Source organism: Aquabacterium sp. TM01 (assembly GCF_057808345.1).
This window is the reverse complement of the sequence record NZ_AP046529.1, coordinates 3,523,947-3,549,680: the sequence shown is the minus strand read 5'-3', so window position 1 is coordinate 3,549,680 and position 25,734 is coordinate 3,523,947. Positions and strand designations below refer to the sequence as shown.

Here is a 25,734-nt window from a genome sequence, read left to right as displayed (position 1 = left end):
GTCAGCGGCGACCTGAGCGGCTCTTGCGTTCCTTGGGGGCCAGCATGGTGCCGCGGCAGGTGGGGGCGCCGCACCAGCAGGCGTATTCCTTCTTCAACTTGGCCGTCATGCGGGCGTCGATGACCAGGCCGTAGTCGAAGAAGAGTTCTTCGCCGGGGGCGATGTCGCGCAAGGCGTCGAGGAAGACGCGGTTGCCCACCTGCTCGGCTTCGAGGTTGGGCTCACACGAGTGGTTGATCCACTTGGCCGAGTTGCCTTCGTACTTGCCGTCGATGACGTGGCCGTCGTCGAGGTGGAAGTAGAAGGTGTGGTTGGGCTGCTCGGGATCGTGTGGGTGGCGGTCGAGGGCCTCTTCCCAGGTGATGATTTCGCCCTTGTATTCGAGCACGCGCTCGCCGGCCTGGATGGGGCGCACGGCGTAGACGCCTTTGCCGTGGATGCCCGAGTCACGCACCTGGGTGCGGCGGCCTGTGCCGGACGCCTTGTCGCTGTGTGCGGCGGTGCGGGCGGCGGGCGTGGGTTTGTGCGCGGCTTGCGTCATCGACCAGTGTGTTTATATTGAAATGTGCGGGTGCGCGCGTGTGTGCGCGCGAGAAACCCGATTGTATGAACGGTTTGCATATATAAACACGCCCATGAGCAAAGCCCTGGTCATTGCAGAAAAACCTTCGGTTGCCCAAGACATCGTGCGCGCGTTGACGCCGGTGGATGGCAAGTTCGAGAAACACGATGAATACTTCGAGAGCGAGCACTATGTGGTCAGCTCCGCCGTCGGCCATCTGGTCGAGATCAAGGCGCCGGAGGAATTCGACGTCAAACGCGGCAAGTGGAGCTTCGCGAACCTGCCGGTGATCCCGCCGCACTTTGATCTGAACCCGATCGACAAGAGCAAGGGGCGCCTCAATGCCCTGGTCAAGCTGATCAAGCGCAAGGACGTCACCACCTTGATCAATGCGTGTGACGCGGGGCGCGAAGGAGAGTTGATCTTCCGCCTGATTGCGCAGTACGCGCAAGACAGCACCGCCACGCTGCGTGCCAAGGGCCTGGGCAAGGACGTGCGCCGCCTGTGGCTGCAAAGCATGACGCCGCAGGCCATCCGCGATGGTTTTGACGCCTTGCGCACCGATGAGCAGATGCTGCCGCTGGCCAGTGCCGCGCGTTGCCGCTCCGAGGCCGACTGGCTGGTGGGCATCAACGGCACGCGGGCGATGACGGCGTTCAATTCGCGCGACGGGGGCTTTTTCCTGACGACGGTGGGCCGGGTGCAGACGCCCACGCTGTCCATCGTGGTGGAGCGCGAAGAGAAGATCCGCAAGCACGTGTTCCGCGATTATTGGGAAATCCGCGGCAGCTTCGAGGTGTCGGCCGGCAGCTACGACGGCAAGTGGTTCGACCCGGAGTTCAAGAAGGTCAAGAACGCCGTGGAGGGCTCGCAGGACGCCGAGCTGAAGGCGGACCGGGTCTGGACGGCGGCCGAGGCGCAGGCGATTGCCGATGCGGTGCGCGGCCAGACCGGCACCGTGACGGAAGAGGCCAAGCCCAGCTCGCAGGCCAGCGCGCTGTTGTATGACCTGACCACGCTGCAGCGTGAGGCCAACTCGCGCTTTGGCTTCAGTGCCAAGACCACGCTGTCGCTGGCGCAGGCCCTGTACGAAAAGCACAAGGTGCTGACCTACCCACGGACCGACTCGCGCGCGCTGCCCGAGGACTATCTGCCGGTGGTGAAGGAAACGATGGCGATGATTGCCAGCGAGGACCTGCCCGGCCCGCTGCGCGCCCTGGCCACGCACGCCGGCAAGGCGGTGCGCGAGGGCTACATCAAGCCCAACAAGCGCATTTTCGACAACGCCAAGGTGTCGGACCACTTTGCCATCATCCCGACGCTGCAGGCGCCGCGCAGCCTCACCGAGGCCGAGGCCAAGCTGTACGACATGGTGGTCAAGCGCTTCATTGCGGTGTTCTACCCCTCGGCCGAGTTCATGGTCACGACGCGCATCACCAAGGTGCCGGTGGCCGACCAGGTGCACCACTTCCAGACGAACGGCAAGGTGCTGGTCAAGCCGGGCTGGATGGCCGTGTACGGCAAGGAAGCGGCCGAAGAGGGCGACGACACCACGCTGGTGGCCGTGCAGCCGGGCGAGGCCGTGCGCAACGAAGAGGTGCTGGTCAACGCCCTGAAGACCAAGCCGCCGGCCCGCTACACGGAAGCGACGCTGCTGAGCGCCATGGAAGGCGCAGGCAAGCTGATCGACGACGAGGAGCTGAAGGCGGCGATGACCGAGAAGGGCTTGGGCACACCTGCTACCCGCGCGGCCATCATCGAAGGCCTGATCACCGAGAAGTACCTTTACCGTGAGGGGCGCGAGATGATCCCCACGGCCAAGGCCTTCCAGCTGATGACGCTGCTGCGCGGCCTGGGGGTGGAAGACCTGACCAAGCCTGAGCTGACCGGCAACTGGGAATTCAAGCTGTCCGAGATGGAAAAGGGCCGCCTGAGCCGCGAGGCCTTCATGGCCGAGATCGCCGCCATGACGCAGCGCGTGGTGCAAAAGGCCAAGGAATACGACCGCGACACCATCCCCGGTGACTACGCCACCTTGAGCACGCCCTGCCCGAATTGCGGCGGCGTGGTCAAGGAGAACTACCGCCGCTTCACCTGCACGGGCAAGGGCGGTGGCGATGCCGAGGGTACAACGGGTTGTGGCTTCAGCATGACCAAGATTCCGGCCGGGCGCAGCTTTGAGCTGCACGAGGTGGAGCAACTGCTGCGCGATCGCAAGATCGGGCCGCTGGAAGGCTTCCGCTCGAAGGCGGGCTGGCCGTTCACGGCCGAGCTGCGCATGGTGCGCGACGAGGAGCTGGCCAACTGGAAGATGGAGTTCGACTTCGGGGAAGACGCGAAGAAGGACGAGGGCTCCGGTGAGGCGGTGGACTTCAGTGCGCAGACCAGCCTGGGCAAGTGCCCCAAGTGCGGTGGGGACGTGTACGAGCACGGCGCCAACTATGTGTGCGAACACACGACGGGGCCGGCCACCTGTGACTTCAAGAGCGGCAAGATCATCTTGCAGCAGCCGGTGACGCCGGAGCAGGTGACCAAGCTGCTGGAAACCGGCAAGACCGATCTGCTGGAGAACTTCGTCTCGAACAAGACGCGGCGCAAGTTCAAGGCCTTCCTGAGCTGGGATTCCAAGGCCGGCAAGGTGGGCTTCGAGTTCGAGCCCCGCGCTGCCAAGGCGCCGGCGGCCAAGAAGACCGCTGCGAAGAAAGCGGTGGCGAAGAAGGCCGCCTGATCGGCGGGAGCGTCACGCGCCTGACGCATTGCCCTTGTACATTCCGCTCGGTTGAATCGGACATGGAAGTACATGGCAATGCAGTGGCGTCGTGCCTGGGGCACGCAGTGGTTGGCAGGTGGTGTGTTGGCGCTGTGCGCCTGGGGGATGTCGGCGCAGGCGCAGACCACGCCTCAGGCGTCGATCAAGGGCGCGGGCGCGACCTTTCCGTCGCGGGTGTATGAGCGCTGGACAGCCCGTTTCATGGCCGAGCGCCCCGGCCCCTCGATCCAGTACCAAGGGACGGGATCGGGTGATGGCATCCGCCAGGCCCAGGCCCGCACGGTGCATTTCGGTGGCACCGACAACCCTTTGAGCGCTGCGCAACTGGCCGAGCACAAGCTGGTTCAGATCCCGCTGCTGGTGGGGGGCTTTGTGCCCGTGGTGAACCTGCCCGGCGTGCAGCCCAATGAGCTGGTGCTCAGTGGCGAGGTGCTGGCCGACATGGCCCGAGGGGCGATCGCGACGTGGAGCGACCCGCGCATTGCCGAGCTTAATCCGGGTCTGAGACTGCCCGCGTTGCCTGTGGTGCGGGTGGTGCGTGAGGACAAATCGGGTTCAACCGAGGTGTGGGTGCGTTATCTGGCCGATGCGTCGCCGGCTTTTGCCAAGGCGGTGCCCATCAGCCAGAAGCCGGCCTGGCCGGGTGAGACGCTGGCGGCCAAGGGCAACGATGGCGTGTCGAACCTGGTCAAGGCCACGCCGGGCAGCTTCACCTATGTCTCGTATGACCGGGTGGTGAAGGACAAGCTGGTGGGGGTGCGCCTGCGCAACCGCACGGGGCAGGTGCTGAGTGCCTCAGAGGCGGGTTTCCGGGCGGCCATCCTGGCGTCGGACGTCTACCGCAAGGGGGACGATACGGCCAGCTTGTTGAACCGCCCTCGGCCGGATGCCTGGCCGATCACGTCCACGAGCTTTGTGTTGCTGGATGCCCGCCCTAAGCATATGAGCGAGGCGGACTGGACGGCGCGCTTCGTCTACTGGTGCTTCATGCATGGCGATGAGTTGACGCGGGGCACGGGCTTTGCGCCCTTGCCATCGACCGTGCAGGCTCGGCTGGCGGGGCGCTTGATGCAGATCCGAGGCCCTGCTGGCGAGTTGACCAAGTTTCAGTGAACCGGCAGCCGGGCGTGGCCCGGTGTAAGGTGCGGCTCTGTCTTTGTGGCGGAGCATGGCCATGCCTTTCATCCTGACTTCTCGACATGCGGCACACCCCGACAGTGGGAGGGTGCATGCCGTGCCCAGTGAGATCACACCGCAAGCGGTGTACGCCGGCCGGCGGCAGTGGTTGCGCGAGGCGGCGCTGCTGGGCGGTGGGGTACTGACGTCGGCGCTGCCGGGGGGCGTGGTGCTGGCCCAGCCCGCCGCAGCCACGTCGGCCACGGTGACACGGCCGGGCAAACGTGCGGCCCTGCCTGCGGTGCGCAGCAGCGTGCCGGGTGCCCTGGCGGTGGACAAGCTGACCTCCTACGAGCACATCACCACGTACAACAACTTCTACGAGTTCGGCACGGACAAGTCTGATCCGGCCGAGTACGCCCACACCCTCAAAACCCGTCCGTGGACGCTGAGCATCGAGGGCGAGGTGGGCCGGCCGCTGAAGCTGGGGCTGGACGAGCTGCTCAAGCTGGGGGCGATGGAAGAGCGCATCTACCGCCTGCGCTGCGTGGAAGGCTGGTCCATGGTGATCCCGTGGGTGGGCTATTCGCTGTCGACACTGTTGCAGCGGGCGCAGCCCACCAGCCGGGCCAAGTATGTGGAGTTCATCAGCCTGGCCGATGCGCAGCAGATGCCCGGCGTGCGCGGCAGCGTGCTGGATTGGCCGTATGTGGAGGGCTTGCGCATCGACGAGGCCATGCACCCGCTGACGCTGATGGCCTTTGGCCTGTATGGCGAGGTGCTGCCGCCGCAGAACGGCGCGCCGCTGCGCTTGGTCGTGCCCTGGAAGTACGGGTTCAAGAGCGCCAAGTCGATCGTGGCGATCCGCCTGACCGAAAAGCCCAGCCCGTCGAGCTGGATGAAGGCCAATCCCCGCGAGTACGGCTATTTCTCGAACGTGAACCCGACGGTGGACCATCCGCGTTGGAGTCAGGCAACTGAGCGCAGAATCGGGGAGGGCGGTTTGTTTGCCCCGCGCAAGCCCACCCTGATGTTCAATGGCTATGCCGCCCAGGTGGGGCAGTTGTATGCCGGCATGGATTTGAGGAAGTTTTACTGATGGCTTTGTCGATGGCGAACCAATGGCTGCTCAAGCCCTGGTGCAAGCCCCTGCTGTGGGCGGTGGCGGCGGTGCCGGCGTTGGCCCTGCTGGTGGGGGCATTGACCGATGGGCTGGGGGCGAACCCAGCGCAGACGCTGATTCAGGAAACCGGGCAGTGGGCGCTGCGCTGGCTGTGGCTGACCCTGCTGGTGACGCCGTTGCGCGAGATGGCCGCGCTGCCGGCGCTGGTGCGCTACCGGCGCACGCTGGGGGTGACGGCCTTTGTGTATGCGGTGCTGCACCTGCTGTCGTACGCCTGGCTGGACAAGGGCTGGGTGATCGATGACATCGTGGCCGATGTGTTCAAGCGCAATTTCATCCTGGTGGGCATGCTCACGTTTGCCTTGATGTTGCCGCTGGCGTTGACCTCCTTCAATGCGGCCATCCGCGCGCTGGGTGGGCGCAGGTGGCAGCTGCTGCACAAGCTGGTCTATGCCGTGGCGCTGTTGGGCTTGCTGCATTTCTATTTGAAGAAGGCGGCCAAGAACGATGTGAGCGAGGTCATGGTCTATGCCGTGATCCTGGCGCTGCTGCTGGGCTGGCGCGTGGTGCGCCGCGGCGGCATCTTGGCGATGTTGCGCGTGCGCTGATCATGAGCTCACCGTTCCGAAGTTCATAATAAACGGCTCATTGGGCCAACTGGCCTACGTCGGCTGCCTACCCGAGACTGCAACTGCTTCCCATGCCCTTGTCCCACGTGCCACGTCTGTCTCGTTCCATGGTCGTGGCGGTGTCGCTGTTCCTGCTGTTCGACTTTGCGGCCTTGGGCTTGAACGTGTGGATGTCGGTGAAGATCGAGCGCGAGGCCGTGGGCATCAACCTGGCGGGGCGTCAGCGCATGCTGTCGCAGCGCATGGCCAAGGTCTTGCTGCAGCTGGAAGATGCCCAGCGGGCGGGTGAGCCCCTGGCCGAGCCCATGCAGGAGCTGGCCCTGACCTCAGCGTTGTTCGACCAGACCTTGCAGGGGTTCTGGGAGGGCCGTGAAACCGAGGGGGGGCAGGGCGAGCGCGTGTACCTGGCGCCGGTGACGCAGCCGCACACGCGACAGCTGGTGGCGCAGGCCCGCGAGATCTGGGACCCCTACCGCGAGCTCAGCCGCGGCGTGCTGGTGGCCGATGCCGCGCAGTTGCGCGTGCGTCTGCCGGTGGTGGTGGCCTATGCCAAGGCGCACAACCTGGAGCTGTTGTCGCTGATGAACGCGCTCACCACCGAGCTGGAGGTGCTGACGCGCAGCGAGGCCACCCGCATGCGCTGGTACCAGGGCATCACTTTCGCGCTGGCGCTGCTGAACTTCGTGGGCGTGTTTGCCCTGTACCAGCGGCGCATTCGGCGGGCGAGCGAGCAGCACGATCTGCTCGACGAGGTCATTCACAAGGTGGCCGCCTGCGTGATGGTGCTGGACGAGGATGGGGTCACCGTCATCAAGAACAACCACACCGCCGAGCGCCTGTTCGGACGCGACCCCGGGACGCTGATCGGGATGCGTTTTGATGAGCTGGTCGTGCCCCGTGAGGGTGATGCGGTGGGCGTGCGTCCGGATGGCAGCACGTTTCCGGTGGCTGTCGAGCGCCACCCCGCATTTCTGCATGGTCGGCGTCTGTTCGTGGAGACGGTGCATGACGTGACCGAGCAGCGCCGTACCGAGGCGCACCTGACCGGTCTGGCCTACCACGATGCCTTGACGCAGCTGCCCAATCGTCTTTTGTTCGATGACCGTTTGCGCATGGAGATGGCGCGGGCGCGTCGCCATGGTCAGCAGCTGGCGGTGTTGTACATCGATCTGGACCGCTTCAAGGACGTCAACGATGCACACGGCCACGAGATGGGCGATCTGTTGCTGAAGAAAGTGGCGCAGCGCATGCGTGGCTGCCTGCGCGAAAGCGACACGGTGTCGCGCCGGGGCGGTGACGAGTTCACGGTCATCCTGGGGGATGTGCATGGGCCGGACGATGCGGCGCGCGTGGCGCAGGACATCGTGCAGCAGATGGACGCGCCCTTCCACATTCAGAACGTGAGCCTGCACATCGGGGCCAGTGTGGGCATCTGTTTGTACCCGGTGCAGGCGCACGATGTGAGCTCCTTGCTGGCCGGGGCCGACGAGGCCATGTACCGTGCCAAGGTGATGGGGCGCGGCACCTACTGTTTTCACCAGCGCGACGAGGGGTGAGGTCAGGTGGCAGGCGTGGACGGGGCCGGCGTGGAGCCGCATGAAGAGCTGGGCCTGCAGGCCGATGCTACCTTGGCGCAGGTCAAGAAGGCTTACCGGCGACTGGCGGCGCGCTGGCACCCCGATCGCAATGCCGATCCGCAAGCGGTGCGACGCATGCAGCGGATCAACGAGGCGTACCGGCAGCTGTGTGAGCGGGTGGAGGCCAGGGCGGACGATGCCGATGCCGATGCACCGGTTGAGCCCGATCCGCCGGAGCGGGAACAGGCATCACCGCCTCCTGATCCGAAGGCCAAGCGCAAGTGGTGGGAGCGGGACTGGGGCAAGCCGCGCTGGGAGCCCGACGGCGAGGCCGCACCGCGCCCGCTGACGCACGAGGTGGAGATCACGCTGGAGGCGGCGGCCTCGGGCTGCACGCACCGGGTTCAGGGTCTGATCACGGACCTGTGCCCCGACTGCGAGGGCATGGGACGCTGGGTGTCGCCGCGCACGCTCTGTCATGCTTGTGATGGCGAGGGGCGTATGCCGGGTGGCCGATCAGGATCGTGGATCACGTGTGCGCATTGCGGAGGCGATGGCCGCGAGCGGCAGGCCTGTGAGTCGTGTGGCGGATCCGGCGAGCTGGCTGCGGCACGGGCCTATCACTACGAGGTTCGCATCCCTGCGGGGATGCGGGACGGCCAGACGGTGGTCTTGCGCGGGCAGGGGCAGCGCTGTGGCGCGCGACAGGCCGATCTGGTGCTGACGATGCGCCTGCGAGCCCACCCGCTGTTCACGTGGCGCGCCGACCAGACCTTGAGCTGCACCGTGCCGGTGGACCTCTTCACGGTGCTGGCGCATGGCGTGGTGCAGGTGCCGACGTTGGAGGGGCACCTGATCAAGCTGGCGCTGGCCGATGGGGCCGAGCAGACGCTGCCGGGAATGGGCTTTCCGAACAAGGATGGCTCGCGCGGGCCTTTGCATGTCGTGCTGCAGGCCTTGACCCCCACGACGTACAGCGCCGCGCAGCAGGCTTTGCTGGCGCAGTTGGCGGCCAGCATCCAGGCCGACCCGCTGCCCGCTTGCCCCGAGTTGGCGGCGTGGCAGGCGCAGCTGCGCGCGCACGCACGCCGCTGACGGACGCGTCGGGCCTGGCTTGGCCTGTCCTTTCGGGTCAGGCCGAGGCGGTGCGGTGCAAGACCCCCTTGAGCGCTACGCCGGTGTGGGTCTTGCGCTTGACGATCTCATCGGGTGAGCCAGCGGCCGCGACCTTGCCGCCGCCCGTGCCCCCTTCCGGCCCCATGTCGATGACCCAGTCGGCTTCAGCGATCACGTCCAGGTCGTGCTCGATGACGATCACGCTGTGGCCACCGTCGACCAGGCGGTGCAGCACGCGGATGAGCTTTTCCACATCGGCCATGTGCAGGCCCACGGTGGGCTCGTCCAGCACATACAGGGTGTGCGGCGCCTTCTGACCACGGCGGGTGATGTCGTCGCGCACCTTGCTGAGCTCGGTCACCAGCTTGATGCGCTGCGCCTCGCCACCGGACAGCGTGGGCGAGGGTTGGCCCAGCGTGAGGTAGCCCAGGCCCACGTCCTGTAGCAATCGCAGCGGGTGGGCGATGGACGGCATGGAGGCGAAGAACTCGACGGCCTCGTCCACCTCCATTTTCAGCACGTCGCCGATGTGCTTGCCGCGCCAGGTGGCGGCTAGCGTTTCGGGGTTGAAGCGCATGCCGTTGCAGGTCTCGCAATGCACCTTCACGTCGGGCAGGAAGGCCATCTCAATGGTGCGGATGCCTTGGCCCTCGCACGCCGGGCAGCGACCTTCCCCAGTGTTGAAGCTGAAGCGGCCTGCCGCCCAACCTCGCGCACGCGCTTCCAGCGTGTCGGCAAACAGCTTGCGGATGGTGTCCCAGAAGCCGATGTAGGTGGCCGGGCAGGAGCGCGGGGTCTTGCCGATGGGGGTCTGGTCCACTTCGAGCACACGGTCCACCTGGCCCCAGCCTTCGAGGCCGTCGCAGCCGGTCCATTGGGGGACGGCGGTGGCGCGTTCCTTGAAAGGGATGCTGACGGCCGCGTGCACGTTGGTCAGCAGCACATCGCGCGCGATCGTGGACTTGCCGGAGCCCGACACGCCGGTGACCGCGACCAGGCGCAGCAGCGGCACCTGCACGTCCACGCCTTGCAGGTTGTGCAGGCGGGCGCCCTTCAGGTGCAAGGTCGGCGTGCCGGCGTCCACCGTGCGGCGGCCAATGGCCTGGCCGTCGGCATCGACCCGCAAGGGGTGCGCCATGGGGGCACGCAGGCAGCGGCCCGTGACCGAGTCGGGCGCGTCCATGATGTCTTGCACGCTGCCTTGCGCGACCACCGTGCCGCCGCGCACGCCGGCGCCTGGACCGATGTCGATGACGTGCTCGGCGCGGCGGATGGTGTCTTCATCGTGTTCGACCACGACCAGGGTGTTGCCCTCGGCGCCCAGGGTGTGGAGCGCATCGAGCAACAGCTGGTTGTCGCGCGGGTGCAGGCCGATGGTGGGCTCGTCGAGCACATAGCAGACGCCTTGCAGGTTGCTGCCCAGTTGCGCCGCCAGGCGGATGCGCTGGGCTTCGCCGCCCGACAGCGTGGGCGCGGCGCGGTCCAGGCTGAGGTAGCCCAGGCCGACCTGCTCCATGAAGGCCAGGCGCGATTTGATCTCGCTGACGATGTCGCGGGCAATCGTCGCTTCACGGCCGTCGAGCTTGAGCTTCTCGCCCCACTTGCGGGCGTCCTTGACGGCCAGGGCCGACAGCTCGGCAATCGACTGACCGCGCAACTGCACCGCCAGCGCCACCGGGTTGAGGCGCGCGCCGTGGCAGCTGCCGCAGGCGGCGTCGGTCACGTCTTCCACATCGGGTTCGGCAAAGGTTTGCTCGCGGCCGGATTCGCGGCCCTTCTTCTCGTCGGGCTGAGAGTCGTCCATCACCTTGCGCTGTTCACGCGTCAGGGCCAGGCCCGTGCCCACGCAGTCGGGGCACCAGCCGTGCTTGCTGTTGTAGCTGAACAGGCGCGGGTCGAGCTCGGGGTAGCTGGTGCCGCAGCTGGGGCAGGCGCGCTCGGTGGAGAACACCTTGACGCGGCCCATGCGCAGCGTGGACTTGCCGGTGGCCAGCGCTTCGGCCAGACCTTCCAGCCCGGTGATCAGGTGGACCACGCCCTTGCCGTGCTCCAGCGCCTGGGCCAGCAGTTCGCGCAGGCGCGGCTCGTTCTCGGGCGTGACGACCACGTCGCCCACGGGCAGCTCGATGGTGTGCTCGCGGTAGCGGTCGATCTTCGGGCCCTTGGCCGTGCCCCAGCCCGCCGTGGGCAGGAACTCGCCGTCGACCCGCAGGTGGTCGAAGCCCTTGCTCGACGCCCACTTCGCCAGCTCGGTGTAGATGCCCTTGCGGTTGACGACCAGCGGCGCCATCAGGCCGATGTGCAGGCCGCGGTAGTCGCGCACCCACTGCGCGGCAATGGCCTCGGGGGTTTGCGGCAGCACGGGGATGGGGTGGCCGTCTTCGTCGACGCAGGTGGTGCAGTGCTGTGTGCCCAGCTTGACGAACAGCAGGCGCAGGAAGTGGTGCACCTCGGTGGTGGTGCCCACGGTGGACTTGCGCCCGCCGCGCGACAGGCGCTGCTCGATGGCCACCGTGGGCGGGATGCCGTAGACCGCGTCCACCTCGGGCCGGCCTGCCGGTTGCACCAGCGAGCGTGCATACGCGTTGAGCGATTCGAGGTAGCGGCGCTGGCCCTCGTTGAACAGGATGTCGAAGGCCAGCGTGGACTTGCCCGAGCCCGACACGCCGGTGATGACGTTGAACTTGCCACGCGGGATGTGGACGCTCAGGCCCTTGAGGTTGTTCTCGTGCGCGTTGACGACTTCGATGCTGTCGTGACCCGGCGCGGTGGCCGCGCGGGCACGGCGCTCGTCGCGGCGGGCCTTGATGAGGGCCTGCAGCGAAGGGCCGTCTTCGGCCGTGTCGCGGCCCAGGTGGTAGGCCGGGGCTTTCTCGGCCACCTGCAAGACCTGTGACGCGTTTGCGGCGTCACCGCGGTCAGTCGAAGCGGGCAGCGCGGGCACCTCTAGGCCCAGCGCCTGTTCGTACTCCCGCAAGGCGATGGCCGTGTGGGTTTGGCCCAGGCGCAGTTGCTCCGGCGGTCCGAAGGCCACCAGCTGGCCACCGGCGTCACCGCCTTCGGGGCCGAGCTCGATCAGCCAGTCGCAGGCGCGGATCACGTCCAGGTTGTGCTCGATCAGGATGATCGAGTGGCCCGCGTCCAGCAGCTTGGCAAAGGCGCGCATCAGCTTGGCGATGTCGTCGAAGTGCAGGCCGGTGGTCGGCTCGTCGAACATGAAGAGCGTGCCCTTGCGAGCGAGCTTCTGGCGCGACTTGCTGGCCTGCTGCGCGGTCTCGACCAGGTGGCCGGCCAGCTTCAAACGCTGCGCTTCTCCGCCCGACAGCGTCGGTACCGGTTGCCCCAGCTTCACGTAGTCCAGGCCCACATCGGCCAGCGGTTGCAGCGCACGCACCACGTCCACGTCCTGCGCGAACAGGCGAACGGCCTCGGCCACGGTCAGCTCCAGCACGTCGGAGATGCTGAGCTTTTTGTTGAGCCGCTCGATGGTGATCTCGCGCACCTCGGCGCGGAAACGCGTGCCATCGCAGTCCGGGCAGCGCAGGTACACGTCGGACAGGAACTGCATCTCGACGTGCTCGAAGCCCGAACCGCCGCAGGTGGCGCAACGCCCCGTGCCCGCGTTGAAGCTGAAGGTGCCGGCGGTGTACTTGCGCTCACGGGCCAGCGGCGTCACCGCAAACAGCGTGCGCACGGCGTCGAAGGCGCCCACATAGCTGGCCGGGTTGGAGCGGGCCGTCTTGCCGATGGGCGACTGGTCGACGAAGTTGACCGCGCTCAGCCAGTCGGCGCCCAGCAGTTCATCGTGCTCGCCGGGCGAGTCGGTGGCCAGGCCGAAGTGGCGCAGCAGGGCCGGGTGCAGGATGTCCTGAATCAGCGTCGATTTGCCCGATCCGCTCACGCCGGTCACGCCCACCAGGCGCTGCAGCGGGAACTCGATGTTCAGGTTCTTCAGGTTGTGCTGACGCGCGCCTTGCAGGATCAGGCGCGGCGTGTTTTCGGCCACCGGGCGGCGCAGGCCCAGGCCGATGGTGCGGCGCGAACCCAGGTAGGCACCGGTCAGGGTCTCGGCATGCTTGAGCTCATCGGGTGAGCCATCGAACACGATGCGGCCGCCTTGGTGGCCGGGGCCCGGCCCCATGTCGATGACGCGATCGGCGGCCAGCATCACAGCGGGGTCGTGCTCGACGACCACCAGCGTGTTGCCGGCATCGACCAGGCGCTGCATGGCCACGTTGATGCGGTCCATGTCGCGCGGGTGCAGGCCGATGGACGGCTCGTCCAGCACGAACAGGGTGTTGACCAGGGAGGTGCCCAAAGCGGTCGTCAGGTTGATGCGCTGCACCTCGCCGCCCGACAGGGTGCGGCTTTGGCGGTCCAGCGTCAGGTAGCCCAGGCCCACGTCCACCAGGTACTTCAGGCGGGTGCGGATCTCGTCGAGTAGCAACTGCAGGGCCTCGGCGTCTTCCTGATGGGCGAGCGTGACAAACGAGAAAAAACGCTGCAGTTGCGAGATCGGCAACAGCATCACATCGTGCAGGCTCAGGCCGGGCAGGGCTTCGAGCGCGACGCGGGGCAGGGCGGCACCGCGCGGCTTGAAGCGCTTGGCCGGGGCCAGCACGGCATCGGCGTCTTCGCGCGAACCCAGGCGCCACAGCAGCGACTCGGTCTGCAGGCGCGCGCCTTCGCAAGTGGGGCAGGGCGTGTAGCTGCGGTACTTGGACAAGAGCACGCGGATGTGCATCTTGTAGGCCTTGCTCTCCAGGTACTCGAAGAAGCGCTTGATGCCGTACCACTGCTTCTGCCACTGGCCCTTCCAGTTCGGGTCGCCGTCCAGCACCCAGGCCTTGTGCTCGGGCGTCATCTGTGACCAGGCCAGGTCGCGCGGCACGCCCGCTTCGCCCGCGTACTTGATCAGCTCTTCCTGGCACTCGGCCCAAGCCGGCGTCTGGATGGTCTTGATGGCGCCGCCGCGCAGCGTCTTTTTCGCATCGGGAATGACCAAGCCCCAGTCCACGCCGATGACGCGGCCAAAGCCGCGGCAGGTCGGGCAGGCGCCGGCCGCCGAGTTGAAGGAGAACATGCCCGGCGTGGGGGCGCTGTAACGGCGGTGGCTGTCCGGGCAGTGCAGGCCGGCGGAGAAGCGCCACAGCTCGGGCTCAGCCTCGTCACTCCCCTCGGGCAGGGCGTAGACCGTGATGTGGCCGCTGCCGCGCTTGAAGGCCACTTCCAGTGCCTCGATCACGCGGGGGCGGTCCAGATCGGCGCCGCTCGGGTCGGCGCCGATGCGGAAGCGGTCGGCCACCACATCGAGCACCAGGCGCTCGTCGTCCCCCAGTTCGGCGCTGGCGGCATCCTTCGTTTTCTTGCTGGCCTTCTTCGCGGCGGGTTTCTTCTTGGCCGCCGCCCCTTCCTCATCCAGCGAGGCAGCCACTTGCGCACTGGTCAGCGCGGCCGAGGGCAGGTCGTGCGCCTTCACCACGCGCTGCGCCTGGATGCGCGAAAAGCCGCTCACCGACAGCCAGTCGGCCATTTGCTCGGGCGTGGTGTGGGCCGGCAGCACCGCGCCAAAGGTGACCACCACGCGACGGCCGCCGGGCGTGGCGGCGCAGCGCCGCAGCAGCTCGGCAAACACCGACTGGGGCGTGTCCTCGCGCACCAGCTGGCCCGTGTCCTGATCGAACAGTTGCGCGCCGCGCGCGAACAGCAGCTTGAGGTGGTCGTTCAGCTCGGTCATCGTCCCCACGGTCGAGCGCGAGGTGCGCACCGGGTTGCTCTGGTCAATGGCAATGGCCGGCGGCACACCCTCCACGCGGTCCACGGCGGGGCGGTCCATGCGGTCGAGGAACTGGCGCGCGTAGGCGCTGAAGGTCTCCACATAGCGCCGCTGCCCTTCGGCATACAAGGTGTCGAACACCAGCGACGACTTGCCCGAGCCGCTGGGCCCCGTCACGACCGTCAGCTCACCCGTGTGGATGTCGAGGTCGAGGTTCTTGAGGTTGTGCTGGCGGGCACCGCGGATGCGGATATCGGACATGGGTCACCTTCTAAGGGTCTGCCACAGGGAAATGCCTGCGGCATGGGCGCGCAAACATTCTAGAGACGCCAGAAAGTCACGACACACCTGGGGGCGAATATTCTGGCGACAGCGCGGCGTCACCGGGCGTGGACATAATCGAATCCTGTTCGGGAGAGTGATTTGCGATTCGTGTTGGATGTGCTGTTGGGACGAGAAAGCCGGCAACGGGGCTATGTGCTCCGGACCCTGCTGGCGGCCTTCAGCTATCTGCTCGGGGTGCTGATTGCCGAGGTGGCGGTGTCGATTGGCGTGGCCGACCTGAGGCCGGCCCGGGTGTTCCAGGGCGCGGCGCTGACGGCCGGCCTCATCAGCTACGCCATGGTGCGTTGGGGCTGGACACGCGACTTCCGTGATCCGGCCATGACGATGACACAGATGCTTGTGGGGCAGACCATGGCCGTGGTGGCCTATGTGATGCTGCACGAGTTCCGCGGCGCCCTCATTGGCTTGAGTGTGGCCGTGACCTCTTTTGGCACCTTCAGCCTCTCGCGCGAGCGTCAATGGGCGATGAGCCTGTACGCCTTGCTCACCATGGGCGCCGGCATGCTCTGGATGAGTGTGCACGCCCCGGTCAACTTCCCGCCCGAAGTCGAGGCGGTGCACTTCCTGATCCTGCTGACCCTGCAGTTCATGGCCGCCTTGCTGGGCGCCCAGTTCGGTGAAATGCGCCGGCGCCTGCGCAGTCGCAAGCGCGAACTCGAAGCCGCCTTGGACCGGATTCAGGAGCTGGCCAACCGTGACAGCCTGACCGGGCTCTACAACCGCCGCTACGCGCAGGAGTTGATCGATCACCATGTGCACCTGAAGGACCGCAACGGGCGGCCCCTGGCGCTGGCCTTGATCGACCTTGACCACTTCAAGCAGGTCAACGACGAACATGGCCATGCCATGGGTGACCGGGTGCTGCAGGTCTTTGCGCAGCAGGCCCGCCAGGTCACACGCGAGGCCGACGTGGTGGCCCGCTGGGGTGGCGAAGAGTTCCTCATCGTCATGCCGGAAACCTCGGCCGAGGGGGCCGCGCTCTTGGTGGAGCGTTTGCGCGAGGCGTTGACGACCGTGTGTGTGAGCGACGAGGTATCGGCGTTGCGCATCGCGTTTTCAGCAGGCGTCACCGCGCACGGCATGGGGGAGAGCACCGACCAAGCGGTGCACCGGGCGGACCAGGCCTTGTACGAGGCCAAGTCGGCCGGTCGCCACCGCAGTGTGGTGGCCTGAGCCACCCCACAGGCTGAACGCGTTCAGCGCACCAGCAGCACGGGCGTCTTGCAGCCGGCCATGACCTTGGTGGCGACCGAGCCGGCCACCAGGTTCATCAGGTTGCTGTGACCGTGCGAGCCCATGATGATGAGGTCGTACTTGCCCTTTTCGGCCATCTTGGCGATGACGTCGGGCGCGTGGCCGATCTTGCCCACATAGGCCGTGCCCAGGTCGTGCTTGGCCGTGAACTTGCGGATGGGCTTGAAAATGGCCTCGGCCGTGTCGTCGTAGTAGGACTTGAGTTGGTCGGCCGGGAACATGGCCGCGGCGTGCGGCGGGATCTGCGGCACCACGGTCAGCACGGTGTATTCGTGCTGACCCTGCAGCCATTCGTCGTGTGTGGTCAGCCAGGCCAGCATGCGCTTGGTGTAGGAGCTGCCGTCCACGGGGAGCAGGATCTTCATGGATGTTCCTCGGTTGTGTCTGTAGAAAAACTGGTCATGCCAGCACAGCGATCAGTCTAGATCCTAGATCCGAACGCAGCAGCTGCCATCGTAGCCGGCTGATTCGTTTTTGTGACCGTGACCACGCGCGTTGCTGACCACGCGCGTGACGCCGCGTTCGTGCGGGACCAGGTAGTCGTGTCGGCAATGCAGGTGGCCGTGCAGCCACAGGGCCACGCCGGGCATCAGGTCGTCGTCGGCATTGCAAAAGCTCGCTGTGCCGGGTTGGCGGCCATAGCGCGGGTCAGCGCTGCGCAGGCTGGGGCCGAAGTGGGTGATGACCACGGTGGCGTCCCAGCTCTGTGTGGCGCTGGGCGCGGTGGCCAGCGTGTCGGCCAGCCATTGACGGCAGCGCAGCGCTTCGACGCGCACGGCCTCGGGGCCGAAGGGCTCGCCGCCTCGGGTGGCCCGCATCACCTTGACGAAGTAGTGGGCGGCCCGCATCGCCTTGGGCCGCTGGTCTTCGCCGAACAGGTCGAAGTCCGACCAGCGGGTGGTGCCGAGAAAGCGGATCACCCGCCCGTCGGGGGCGGTGACGAAAGCGGTCTCCCGCTCCAGCAGGGTGAAGCCCAGTTCGCGGGCGCGCTCACGCAGGCCCGCCAGCGCAGCGTCCACATCACGACCGTCAAACTCGTGGTTGCCGGGCACGAACAGCACCGGCACGGGCCAGTTCGCAAAGCGCGAGAGGCCTTGCCAACTGCTGTCCACATCACCGGCCAGCACCAGCAGGTCGGCGCCGGGGGCCGGGGAGGGCGTGAAGTCTTCGGTCTCCAGGTGCAGGTCAGACAGCAGCTGGAGCGTCAAGCGACCGTCAGCGTGCAATCAGTTGGCCCCGTGGCAGTTCTTGTACTTCTTGCCGCTGCCGCAGTGGCAGGGGTCGTTGCGGCCGAGCTTGGGGTGCTCGCGGATCACGGTTTCCACCTTGTGGCTTTCGGCCAGGCCGATCTGGGCCAGGTCCACCACGTCGAACACCAGGGCTTCGATGGCCTCGTCCAGGTTCTTGAGCGGGTGCTCTTCGTCCAGGGCCTTGGTCATGGCCTGCTGGGTTTCGTCCTGTTCGGGCAGATGGCGCCAGATGGAGTCCAGCAGGTCGGGCACGCCCGACAGGGCGGCTTCTTCCAGCTGCGGGAAGTTGGCCAGCGCCCACTCGAAGCCTGCGGCCCAGTAGCCGATGCCTTCCAGCGCGTCCTTGCCTTCGGCGGGCTTGCCATCGTCGTCTTCGATCATCGGGACGATGGGGTCGAACCAGCCGTCTTCCAGAATGCCGCGCAGGATCTCGTCCTTGCGGCGGGTGATCAGGCTGACCAGGCGGTTGTGCTGGGCTTCGCTCCAGCCTTCGATGCCGGCTTCGGGCATGCCTTCGGTGCCAAAGATCGGCGGCAGCCAGTCTTCCGGTTGCAGCAGCACCGGCTGCACCAGCACGCCAGCTAGGTAGCCGTCCAGGATCACGGCGTCGACGGTTTCAAAGGGTGCGGGCACAGCGGCCAGCAGCTCGTCGATTTCGTTGATTTCGGCGTCGGTGAGTGCGGGCGTTTTTTTCATGGTCGGGCAATTCAGGGCATCAAAACCCGCATTGTGCGACATGGGGCTGCGCTTGACCATCCCGAGGGCCTTGCGCAGGCCCTCGGGGCACGCTGAACTTCAGCGTTGCGCCGCTTCCTGCAACTGCTGCAGCGCGGTCGGGTCTTCGATGGTGCTCAGGTCGCCGGTTTCGCGGCCCTCGCACACCGCCTGGATGGCGCGGCGCAGCAGCTTGCCCGAGCGGGTCTTGGGCAGCACGTTGACGAAGTGCACCCGCGCCGGGCGGGCCACGGCGCCCAGTTGCTGGTCCACCGTGTGCATGATCTCGGCTTCCAGGGCTTTGCGTCCCTCGTCGTCGGTCACGCGGCTGGCATCGCGCGGCACCACGAAGGCCTTGGCCACCTGGCCCTTGAGCTGGTCGGCCACGCCCACCACGGCCACCTCGGCGACACCGGGGTGGCTGCTGACGGCCTCCTCAATTTCGCGGGTGCCCAGGCGGTGGCCGGCCACGTTGATCACGTCATCGGTGCGGCCCAGGATGAAGTAGTAGCCGTCCGCATCGCGGATGCCCCAGTCGAAGGTGTTGTAGACCTGCTTGTTCGGGAAGGTGGACCAGTAGGTGCTGACGAAACGCTGGTCATCGCCCCACACGGTCTGCAGGCAGCCCGGTGGCAGCGGGCCTTCGATGGTGAGCACGCCCTTCTGGTTGGCCCCGGTCAGCTCCTCGCCGGTCTGGTCGTCCAGCAGCTTGACCTGGTAGCCGGGCATCGGGAACCCCGGCGAGCCCAGGCGCGGCGTCAGCGTCGGGTCCACGCCGCGCGCCAGGCTGAGGATGGGCCAGCCGGTTTCGGTCTGCCAGTAGTTGTCGATGATGGGCTTGCCGATGGCTTCGCCAATCCAGGCGGCGGTCGGCTCGTCCAGCGGCTCACCGGCCAGGAACAGCTGCTTGAGGCTGGACAGGTCGTGGCGCTTGAGGCAGTCCGGGTCCTGCTTCTTGAGGACACGGATGGCGGTGGGCGCCGAGAACATCACATTGACCTTGTACTTCTCGACCAGCGACCACCAGATGGCGGCATCGGGGCGGACCGGCAGGCCTTCGTAAATGATGGTCGTCATGCCGGTCAGCAGCGGGCCGTAGACGATGTAGCTGTGGCCCACGACCCAGCCGATGTCGCTGGCGCAAAAGAAGGTCTCGCCCGGCTTGCCGCAGTAGACCTGCTCCATCGACGCGGCCAGCGCCACGGCGTAGCCGCCGGTGTCACGCTGCACGCCCTTGGGCTTGCCGGTGGTGCCGCTGGTGTAGAGCGTGTAGCTGGGGTGGGTGGCTTCGACCCACTCACAGGGCACGATGGCGTCCATCACGCTGCTGCGGGCGTCCCAGTAGTCCACGTCACGTGGGGTGTCCATCTCGGCCGGGGCCAGCTTGCGGTCGACCAACAGCACGTGGGGCACGTGGTGGCTGCTCTGGCGCAGAGCCTCGTCCAGCAGGGGTTTGTAGGGGATGACCTTGCCGCCGCGCGAGCCCGCATCGGCGGTGACGATGACGGTGGGGGTGGCGTCGTCGATGCGGCTGGCCAGCGCGTGGCTGGCAAAACCGCCGAACACCACCGAGTGGATGGCGCCCAGGCGCACCGTGGCCAGCATGGCGATCACCGCTTGCGGGATCATGGGCATGTAGATCAGCACCCGGTCACCCTTGCCGACGCCCAGGCCGTGCAGGATGGCGGCCATGCGCTCGACCTCGACCAGCAACTGAGCGTAGCTGATCGTCTCTTCGGTGTTGGTTTCGGTGGACACGAAGACCAGGGCGGCCTGGTCGGCCCGGTCGTGCACATGGCGGTCGACCGCGTTGTGGCACAGATTGGTCAGTCCGCCGCCGAACCATTTCACAAACGGCGGGTTGCTGACATCGCAGACCGTGTCAAACGGGCGGTGCCAGTGGATGCGGGAGGCCTGTTCAGCCCAGTAGGTGTCGCGTTCGTGGATGGAACGCTCGTACAGCGCGCGGTAGCTCATGCTTGCTCCTGAAACGCCCCAGCGGGTAGCCGGAGCTTCAGGTCGCAGATGCTAGTTCGCCCCTTGATTCAGGGGGGAGGGGAATATCCCGTGGTCAGTCCGCCCAGACTTGATCTGCGTCAAATGAACACCGCGGCGCGGCGCAGCACGATCAGACCGATGAAGCACAGGCCCAGCACCACGCCCCAGCGCAGCGACAGCATGGCCCACTGCCGCCAACGTGGCTGGCCCGTAACGGTGAAGACGGCCATGTTCAGCAAAAAGCCCAGGGCCAGGATGACGGCCAGCGCGCGAAACAGCACCATGGGGGTGTCCGCGCCGGCTTACCAGGCGGGGGCCAGCTCGGCCATGCCGCGCGGCGCCTTGGCCTCGTCTTCGAAGGTGACAATCTCCCAGGCGTCCTGCTGCGCCATCAGGGCGTGCAGCAGCTGGTTGTTCATCGCGTGGCCCGACTTGTAGGCGGTGTAAGCCGCCAGCAGCGGGTGGCCCGCCACGTACAGGTCGCCAATGGCGTCCAGGATCTTGTGCTTGACGAACTCGTCGTCGTAGCGCAGGCCGTCGGCATTGAGCACGCGGTGCTCGTCCACCACGATGGCGTTGTCCATGCTGGCGCCCAGGCCCAGACCGCGCGAGCGCATCATCTCTACATCCTTGGTGAAACCGAAGGTGCGGGCGCGGGCGATGTCGCGCTTGTACTGGCCAGTGCTGAAATCGAACTCGACGCGCTGACCGGTCTGGTCCACGGCGGGGTGGTCGAAGTCGATCTCGAAGGTCAGCTTGTAGCCGTGGTACGGCTCCAGGCGCGCCCACTTCAGCGAGCGGCCCTCGCCTTCGCGCACTTCGATGGGCTTGAGCACGCGCAGGAACTTCTTGGGCGCCTTCTGCAGCTCGATGCCGGCGCTTTGCAGCAGGTACACGAACGCGGCCGACGAGCCGTCAAGGATGGGCACTTCCTCGGCGGTGATGTCCACATACAGGTTGTCCAGCCCCAGGCCGGCGCAGGCCGACATCAGGTGCTCGATGGTGTTGACCTTGGCCAGACCCGGATCGCCGCCCGGCGAGATGGTGGTGGCCATGCGGCAGTCGCACACCGCCCCGGTGTTGACGGGGATGTCCACCGGCTCGGGCAGGTCCACGCGGCGGAACACGATGCCCGTGTTGACCGGCGCCGGGCGCAGCGTCAGCTCGACGCGCTGGCCGCTGTGCAGGCCCACGCCAACGGCACGGGTGAGGGATTTGAGGGTGCGTTGTGGCAGCATCCTTGGATTATCGCGTTTGTACCGATTTCGTGCCGTCAAGCGGGTCTATCACGACGATTGAAAACGTCACAGGGTGTGCGTGCGGTCGCCGTGGGCAAAACCGATGGCCTCGAACCACGGGCCCTTGACGAAGCCGATCACCTTGAACAACTCGCCCATCTCGTGCTCGGCCAGTAGCATCTGCAGGGCGCCACGGGCCTTGAACTGCTCGGCGGTGCTGGCCTCGCCGGTGCGCGCCAGCGCTTCTCCCAGACCGCAGTTGGTCAGGAAACGCCCCTGCGAGGTGTAGCCCAGCACCTCCCAGCCGGCCTCCTGGCCGGCCAGGGCGATGCCGGTGAAGTTGACATGGCTGGTGATGTCCTTCTCGCCCACCTTGACCAGCGGGTCGGGGTCGCTCTGGTGCAGGTGGTGGCACATCAGGGTGCCGCCGGTGCGTTGCGGGTGGTAGTACTCGCCCTCGGGGAAGCCGTAGTCCAGGAAGAACGCCGCGCCGCGCGTCATGCGTTCGGCCAGCGTGGCCACGAAGGCCTCGGCCTGGCCGTGGGTTTCGGTGACGGTGCCGGGCACGTACTCGCTGTCGGTGCGCTCAGTGGGGGCGCGCACGCCTTCGGGTGCTGGGCGGTCCAGCCAGATGAAACGGGGGGCGGTGTCTGCTGCGTCGGCCGGCGCCGCATCGGGAACGGCCTCGGGCGCATCCTCGGGGCCAGCCAGGCCCACGCCGCGCTCCAGCCAGCGCTGGCCGTCCCAGCTCATCAGGTGCACCGGCATGGCGTCCAGCACCTCGTTGCCGACGATCACGCCTTCCAGGGTGTCGGGCAGGCTGTCGGCCCACACCACCTTGTGCACCAGGCTCGGGTGCTCTTTCTGCAGACGCTGGTGCTGGCGGTCGCGCAGGGTGCCCGACAGGTCGACGATGGTGTAGCGCGTGATGCGCTCGCCCAGCTCGCCCAGCAGCTGCTCGGCCAGGGCCCCGGTGCCCGCGCCAAACTCCCAGATCTCGTGCGTGCCGGTGGCATCCAGCGCCTGGCGCAGCTGGGTGGCCACGACCTGGCCAAAAATCGGTGTCAGTTCGGGGGCGGTCACGAAGTCGCTGCCGTCTTGCGGGCCGGTGCCGATCACGCGCCGCCCGCCGCTGTAGTAGCCCAGGCCCGGCGCATACAGGGCCAGTTCCATGAAACGTTCAAAGCGCATCCAGCCGCCACGTTCGCGGATTTCGTGCGCAATCAGGTCGGCCAGCGGGTGGCCGTTCAGGGGGGCGGCCACTACACTGTGGTCCGTTGTCGTCGGGCGGTTCATGCCCCATTGTAAAAACACCCATGCCTGATTCGTCTGTGACCTTGCCTCAGCCCCAGGTTGACGCCTCCACCGCTGGCGCCGCTGCCTCCGGTGTGCGCCGCGTGGCCCTGGTGACCGGTGCCGGCAAGCGCCTGGGCCGCCACATTGCGCTCACCCTGGCCCAGCAGGGCTGGGACGTGGCCGTGCATTACCGCACCTCGCGCGCCGAGGCCGAGGCCACGGCCGACGAGATCCGCGCCCTGGGTCGGCAGGCCGTGGTGCTCAGTGCCGACCTGTCGGACGAGGCGGCGGCGCGGGCATTGCCCGTGCTGGCCGTGGCCGAGTTGGGTCAGCTCGATGCCGTGGTCAACAGCGCCTCGACCTTTGAATACGACACCGCCGCCACCTTCAGCTACGCCATGCTGGAGCGCCACCTGCGCGCCAACACCGCGCCGGCCATCGTGCTGGCGCAGGGCCTGGCCGAGCATGTGGCGCAGCGCGGCGCGCAAGGCGCGGTCGTCAACCTGCTGGACCAGAAACTGTGGAACCCCAACCCGGACTTCCTCAGCTACACCCTGTCGAAAGCGGCGCTGGAGTCGGCCACCACCTTGCTGGCGCTGGCCCTGGCCCCGCAGGTGCGCGTGGTGGGCGTGGCCCCGGGCCTGACGCTGACCAGCGACTGGTTGCAGGGCGAGGCCTTCGCGCAGGCCCACACGCTGTCGCCACTGGGGCGCTCGTCGACCCCCGAGGACGTCGCTGCCACCGTGGCCTTTGCCCTGGGCAACCGCTCGATGACGGGCACGACGCTGCTCGTCGACGGCGGCCAGCACCTTCAGCGCTTCGAGCGCGACTTTTCCATGATGTGAGAGACATGTCCCTGACCAAAGGCACCCAGACCCTGAACCTGACCGGCTTGCGTTTCGACGCCAACCTGGGCGTGCTCGATCATGAAAAGACCGCGCCGCAGCCGATCATGGTGGACGCCGAGCTGAACATGGGCAGCCAGCCCCTGCTGCCCAGCGACGACGACCTGATGCACGTGCTGGACTACCGCCGCGTGCGCACCATCATCATCGAAGAGTGCACCGCTCAGCACGTCAACCTGCTCGAAACGCTCATTGGCAAGCTGTGCAAGCGCCTGATGGAGCTGCCCGGCGTGCAGGGTGTGCGCGTGCGCATCGCCAAGCTGGAAATTTTTGACGATTGCGAAGTCGCCATACACATGGAAGCCGGTCAGTGGTGAGTTCCTGAGACTGGGGGGCTCCCGGGGGGGGGCGGGTTCTGCCCCGGCCTGAGGGGGCATGGCGCCCGCCAGTTTGGTGTCTGAAGGCGAATCGGCGAAAATGGAGGGTTATGACCCCAGCCGCCCTCGCCATGTCCGAATCCACTCTGTTGCCTGAAGCCCCTGCCGTGGACGCGGCCAACGCCGCCATCGATGCCGCCGAAGTTGCGCGCCTGAAGAAGGAAGCGTTCGAGCGCAACAAGCTCAGCAAGCGCCTGCACCGTGAGGTGGGCCAGGCCATCACCGACTTCAACATGATCGAAGACGGTGACAAGGTGATGGTGTGCATGTCGGGTGGCAAGGACAGCTACGCCATGCTCGACATCCTGATGAACCTGCAAAAGCGGGCGCCCATCAAATTTGAGATCGTGGCCGTCAACCTCGACCAGAAGCAGCCCGGCTTCCCCGAGCACGTGCTGCCCGAGTACCTGACCAAGGTCGGGGTGCCCTTCCGCATCGAAGAGCAGGACACCTACAGCGTGGTCAAGCGCGTGGTGCCCGAGGGCAAGACCACCTGCTCGCTGTGCTCGCGCCTGCGCCGTGGCATCCTGTACCGCGTGGCCACCGAACTGGGTTGCACCAAGATCGCTCTGGGCCACCACCGCGACGACATCCTGCAGACCTTGTTCATGAACATGTTCTTCGGCTCCACGCTCAAGGGCATGCCGCCGAAGCTGGTGACCGACAACGGCGAGCACGTGGTGATCCGCCCCATGGCCTACTGCCGCGAGCAGGACCTGGCCCGCTACGCCGAGCACCGCGAGTTCCCCATCATCCCGTGCAACCTGTGCGGCAGCCAGGAAGGCTTGCAGCGTCAGCAGATGCGCGAGATGATCAACGAGTGGGATCGCAAGTTCCCCGGGCGCGTGGACAACATGTTCACGGCGCTGTCGAACATCGTTCCCTCGCACCTGATGGACCGCAAGCTCTATCCGTTCACGACGATCCAGGCCACCGGCAAGCCCATGCCCGGCGGTGACATCGCGTTCGACGAGGACGAAGGCTGCGGTGATGTGAACAATGGCCTGCCGGCCGAGACCGCCGTGTCCCTGTCGGCCATCCCGATCCGAAAGGCGGTGTGACATGCGACGCTGGCTGCTGGCTGTATTGTGGTCTCTGAGTGTCTTGGGGCTGGCTGGTTGTGCCGGCACCCCGAATGTGGTGAGCCAGGTGTCCAGCTATGGCAGCTGGCCGGCTGGCCGCGCACCGGGCACGTATGTGTTTGAGCGTTTGCCCTCGCAGCAGGCCCAGGCGGGGCTGCAAGACCGGCTGGAAGCGGCGGCCGAGCCAGCTTTGAGCGCGGCCGGTTTCCGCAAGGTGACCAAGCCCGAGTTGGCCGAGGTGAGCGTGCAGCTCAGCGCCCAGAGCCGCGAGGACCAGAGCATGCGCTACGACCCCTTCTGGGGCGGTGGGCGTTTTGGCTGGGGCGGCTGGTGGGGCAGCGGTGGCTGGGGCGGCATTGGCATGAGCATGCGCATGGAGCCCACCTGGGTGCAGATGCAGGTGGACGTGCTGATTCGGGATCGCCGCAGCAACCAGGTGCTGTACGAAACTCACGCGGTGCACGACCGCCAGAACACCGTCGATCTGGACCTGCTGCCCTACCTGTTCGAGGCGGCGCTCAAGGACTTTCCGCACCCGGCTGTCAGCCCCCGCACCGTGACCGTCACACGGCCGGTGGACAATCGCTGATCTTCCAAGTCAATTCA

The 25,734-nt window shown here is 66.8% G+C and carries 20 protein-coding genes; 11 read left to right on the top strand and 9 right to left on the bottom strand.

Annotated features, from left to right (window positions below; genetic code table 11):
• Position 1: 1 nt before the first annotated feature.
• Positions 2-541: an SET domain-containing protein gene (locus AC3WW4_RS16425; protein ID WP_488829506.1), complete on the bottom strand. Its 540-nt coding sequence runs from the start codon at positions 539-541 to the stop codon at positions 2-4.
• A gap of 94 nt (positions 542-635) precedes the next feature.
• On the opposite strand from AC3WW4_RS16425, the gene AC3WW4_RS16420 reads away from it, so the two are divergent.
• The 6 genes from AC3WW4_RS16420 to AC3WW4_RS16395 all read left to right on the top strand — a co-directional run bounded on the left by AC3WW4_RS16420 (position 636) and on the right by AC3WW4_RS16395 (position 8,872).
• Complete coding sequence (locus tag AC3WW4_RS16420; protein ID WP_488829505.1) at positions 636-3,290, top strand: DNA topoisomerase III; 2,655 nt, start codon at positions 636-638, stop codon at positions 3,288-3,290.
• A 72-nt stretch (positions 3,291-3,362) separates the two neighbouring features.
• The gene (gene pstS / locus AC3WW4_RS16415) at positions 3,363-4,445 is read left to right on the top strand and encodes a phosphate ABC transporter substrate-binding protein PstS (protein WP_488829504.1); all 1,083 of its coding nucleotides are present in this window, start codon (positions 3,363-3,365) and stop codon (positions 4,443-4,445) included.
• Positions 4,446-4,506: 61 nt separating this feature from the next.
• Positions 4,507-5,547, top strand: coding sequence for a protein-methionine-sulfoxide reductase catalytic subunit MsrP (msrP, locus tag AC3WW4_RS16410; RefSeq protein ID WP_488829503.1), 1,041 nt, complete (start codon positions 4,507-4,509; stop codon positions 5,545-5,547).
• 11 nt (positions 5,548-5,558) lie between these two features.
• Positions 5,559-6,179: a protein-methionine-sulfoxide reductase heme-binding subunit MsrQ gene (msrQ, locus tag AC3WW4_RS16405; protein ID WP_488829502.1), complete on the top strand. Its 621-nt coding sequence runs from the start codon at positions 5,559-5,561 to the stop codon at positions 6,177-6,179.
• A gap of 92 nt (positions 6,180-6,271) precedes the next feature.
• Positions 6,272-7,756, top strand: a complete 1,485-nt coding sequence (locus AC3WW4_RS16400) for a diguanylate cyclase domain-containing protein (RefSeq protein WP_488829501.1) — start codon at positions 6,272-6,274, stop codon at positions 7,754-7,756.
• Positions 7,757-7,771: 15 nt separating this feature from the next.
• Positions 7,772-8,872 (top strand): DnaJ C-terminal domain-containing protein, encoded by a 1,101-nt coding sequence (locus AC3WW4_RS16395; protein ID WP_488829500.1) that lies wholly within the window; start codon positions 7,772-7,774, stop codon positions 8,870-8,872.
• Between the two features lie 37 nt (positions 8,873-8,909).
• Here the strand turns inward: AC3WW4_RS16395 and AC3WW4_RS16390 are convergent, their stop codons facing one another.
• Positions 8,910-14,930, bottom strand: coding sequence for an excinuclease ABC subunit UvrA (locus AC3WW4_RS16390; protein ID WP_488829499.1), 6,021 nt, complete (start codon positions 14,928-14,930; stop codon positions 8,910-8,912).
• Positions 14,931-15,101: 171 nt separating this feature from the next.
• On the opposite strand from AC3WW4_RS16390, the gene AC3WW4_RS16385 reads away from it, so the two are divergent.
• Positions 15,102-16,187, top strand: a complete 1,086-nt coding sequence (locus tag AC3WW4_RS16385) for a GGDEF domain-containing protein (RefSeq protein ID WP_488829786.1) — start codon at positions 15,102-15,104, stop codon at positions 16,185-16,187.
• Between the two features lie 23 nt (positions 16,188-16,210).
• Here AC3WW4_RS16385 and AC3WW4_RS16380 read toward each other — a convergent pair whose 3' ends face one another.
• From AC3WW4_RS16380 to AC3WW4_RS16350, 7 genes are all read right to left on the bottom strand, one after another.
• The gene (locus AC3WW4_RS16380) at positions 16,211-16,633 is read right to left on the bottom strand and encodes a universal stress protein (protein WP_488829498.1); all 423 of its coding nucleotides are present in this window, start codon (positions 16,631-16,633) and stop codon (positions 16,211-16,213) included.
• A gap of 63 nt (positions 16,634-16,696) precedes the next feature.
• A complete protein-coding gene (locus AC3WW4_RS16375; RefSeq protein ID WP_488829497.1) occupies positions 16,697-17,476 on the bottom strand; it encodes a metallophosphoesterase in 780 nt (259 codons plus the stop codon).
• An 18-nt stretch (positions 17,477-17,494) separates the two neighbouring features.
• Positions 17,495-18,214, bottom strand: coding sequence for a UPF0149 family protein (locus tag AC3WW4_RS16370; RefSeq protein WP_300156258.1), 720 nt, complete (start codon positions 18,212-18,214; stop codon positions 17,495-17,497).
• Positions 18,215-18,313: 99 nt separating this feature from the next.
• The gene (locus AC3WW4_RS16365) at positions 18,314-20,209 is read right to left on the bottom strand and encodes a propionate--CoA ligase (RefSeq protein WP_488829496.1); all 1,896 of its coding nucleotides are present in this window, start codon (positions 20,207-20,209) and stop codon (positions 18,314-18,316) included.
• A gap of 119 nt (positions 20,210-20,328) precedes the next feature.
• Complete coding sequence (locus AC3WW4_RS16360) at positions 20,329-20,514, bottom strand: hypothetical protein (protein ID WP_488829495.1); 186 nt, start codon at positions 20,512-20,514, stop codon at positions 20,329-20,331.
• A gap of 18 nt (positions 20,515-20,532) precedes the next feature.
• On the bottom strand, positions 20,533-21,468 hold the full coding sequence (lpxC, locus tag AC3WW4_RS16355) for a UDP-3-O-acyl-N-acetylglucosamine deacetylase (protein ID WP_488829494.1): 936 nt from the start codon (positions 21,466-21,468) through the stop codon (positions 20,533-20,535).
• Positions 21,469-21,534: 66 nt separating this feature from the next.
• Positions 21,535-22,764 (bottom strand): class I SAM-dependent methyltransferase, encoded by a 1,230-nt coding sequence (locus tag AC3WW4_RS16350; protein ID WP_488829493.1) that lies wholly within the window; start codon positions 22,762-22,764, stop codon positions 21,535-21,537.
• Between the two features lie 20 nt (positions 22,765-22,784).
• Between AC3WW4_RS16350 and AC3WW4_RS16345 the strand changes: the two genes are divergently transcribed.
• The 4 genes from AC3WW4_RS16345 to AC3WW4_RS16330 all read left to right on the top strand — a co-directional run bounded on the left by AC3WW4_RS16345 (position 22,785) and on the right by AC3WW4_RS16330 (position 25,717).
• A complete protein-coding gene (locus tag AC3WW4_RS16345) occupies positions 22,785-23,609 on the top strand; it encodes an SDR family oxidoreductase (protein WP_488829492.1) in 825 nt (274 codons plus the stop codon).
• Positions 23,610-23,614: 5 nt separating this feature from the next.
• Positions 23,615-23,986, top strand: a complete 372-nt coding sequence (locus AC3WW4_RS16340; protein WP_300156268.1) for a dihydroneopterin aldolase — start codon at positions 23,615-23,617, stop codon at positions 23,984-23,986.
• A gap of 131 nt (positions 23,987-24,117) precedes the next feature.
• A complete protein-coding gene (ttcA, locus tag AC3WW4_RS16335; protein ID WP_488829491.1) occupies positions 24,118-25,107 on the top strand; it encodes a tRNA 2-thiocytidine(32) synthetase TtcA in 990 nt (329 codons plus the stop codon).
• 1 nt (position 25,108) lies between these two features.
• Entirely contained in the window at positions 25,109-25,717 is a 609-nt protein-coding gene (locus AC3WW4_RS16330; RefSeq protein ID WP_488829490.1) for a DUF4136 domain-containing protein, read from the top strand.
• Positions 25,718-25,734 lie beyond the last annotated feature (17 nt).

Excerpts from the sequence above, each read along its gene's own strand:
- AC3WW4_RS16425 (WP_488829506.1), bottom strand. The coding sequence starts at position 541 with ATGACGCAAGCCGCGCACAAACCCACGCCCGCCGCCCGCACCGCCGCA.
- AC3WW4_RS16420 (WP_488829505.1), top strand. The coding sequence starts at position 636 with ATGAGCAAAGCCCTGGTCATTGCAGAAAAACCTTCGGTTGCCCAAGAC.
- pstS (WP_488829504.1), top strand. The coding sequence starts at position 3,363 with ATGGCAATGCAGTGGCGTCGTGCCTGGGGCACGCAGTGGTTGGCAGGT.
- msrP (WP_488829503.1), top strand. The coding sequence starts at position 4,507 with ATGCCTTTCATCCTGACTTCTCGACATGCGGCACACCCCGACAGTGGG.
- msrQ (WP_488829502.1), top strand. The coding sequence starts at position 5,559 with ATGGCGAACCAATGGCTGCTCAAGCCCTGGTGCAAGCCCCTGCTGTGG.
- AC3WW4_RS16400 (WP_488829501.1), top strand. The coding sequence starts at position 6,272 with ATGCCCTTGTCCCACGTGCCACGTCTGTCTCGTTCCATGGTCGTGGCG.
- AC3WW4_RS16390 (WP_488829499.1), bottom strand. The coding sequence starts at position 14,930 with ATGTCCGATATCCGCATCCGCGGTGCCCGCCAGCACAACCTCAAGAAC.
- AC3WW4_RS16380 (WP_488829498.1), bottom strand. The coding sequence starts at position 16,633 with ATGAAGATCCTGCTCCCCGTGGACGGCAGCTCCTACACCAAGCGCATG.
- AC3WW4_RS16370 (WP_300156258.1), bottom strand. The coding sequence starts at position 18,214 with ATGAAAAAAACGCCCGCACTCACCGACGCCGAAATCAACGAAATCGAC.
- AC3WW4_RS16365 (WP_488829496.1), bottom strand. The coding sequence starts at position 20,209 with ATGAGCTACCGCGCGCTGTACGAGCGTTCCATCCACGAACGCGACACC.
- AC3WW4_RS16360 (WP_488829495.1), bottom strand. The coding sequence starts at position 20,514 with ATGGTGCTGTTTCGCGCGCTGGCCGTCATCCTGGCCCTGGGCTTTTTG.
- lpxC (WP_488829494.1), bottom strand. The coding sequence starts at position 21,468 with ATGCTGCCACAACGCACCCTCAAATCCCTCACCCGTGCCGTTGGCGTG.
- AC3WW4_RS16350 (WP_488829493.1), bottom strand. The coding sequence starts at position 22,764 with ATGAACCGCCCGACGACAACGGACCACAGTGTAGTGGCCGCCCCCCTG.
- AC3WW4_RS16345 (WP_488829492.1), top strand. The coding sequence starts at position 22,785 with ATGCCTGATTCGTCTGTGACCTTGCCTCAGCCCCAGGTTGACGCCTCC.
- AC3WW4_RS16340 (WP_300156268.1), top strand. The coding sequence starts at position 23,615 with ATGTCCCTGACCAAAGGCACCCAGACCCTGAACCTGACCGGCTTGCGT.
- ttcA (WP_488829491.1), top strand. The coding sequence starts at position 24,118 with ATGTCCGAATCCACTCTGTTGCCTGAAGCCCCTGCCGTGGACGCGGCC.
- AC3WW4_RS16330 (WP_488829490.1), top strand. The coding sequence starts at position 25,109 with ATGCGACGCTGGCTGCTGGCTGTATTGTGGTCTCTGAGTGTCTTGGGG.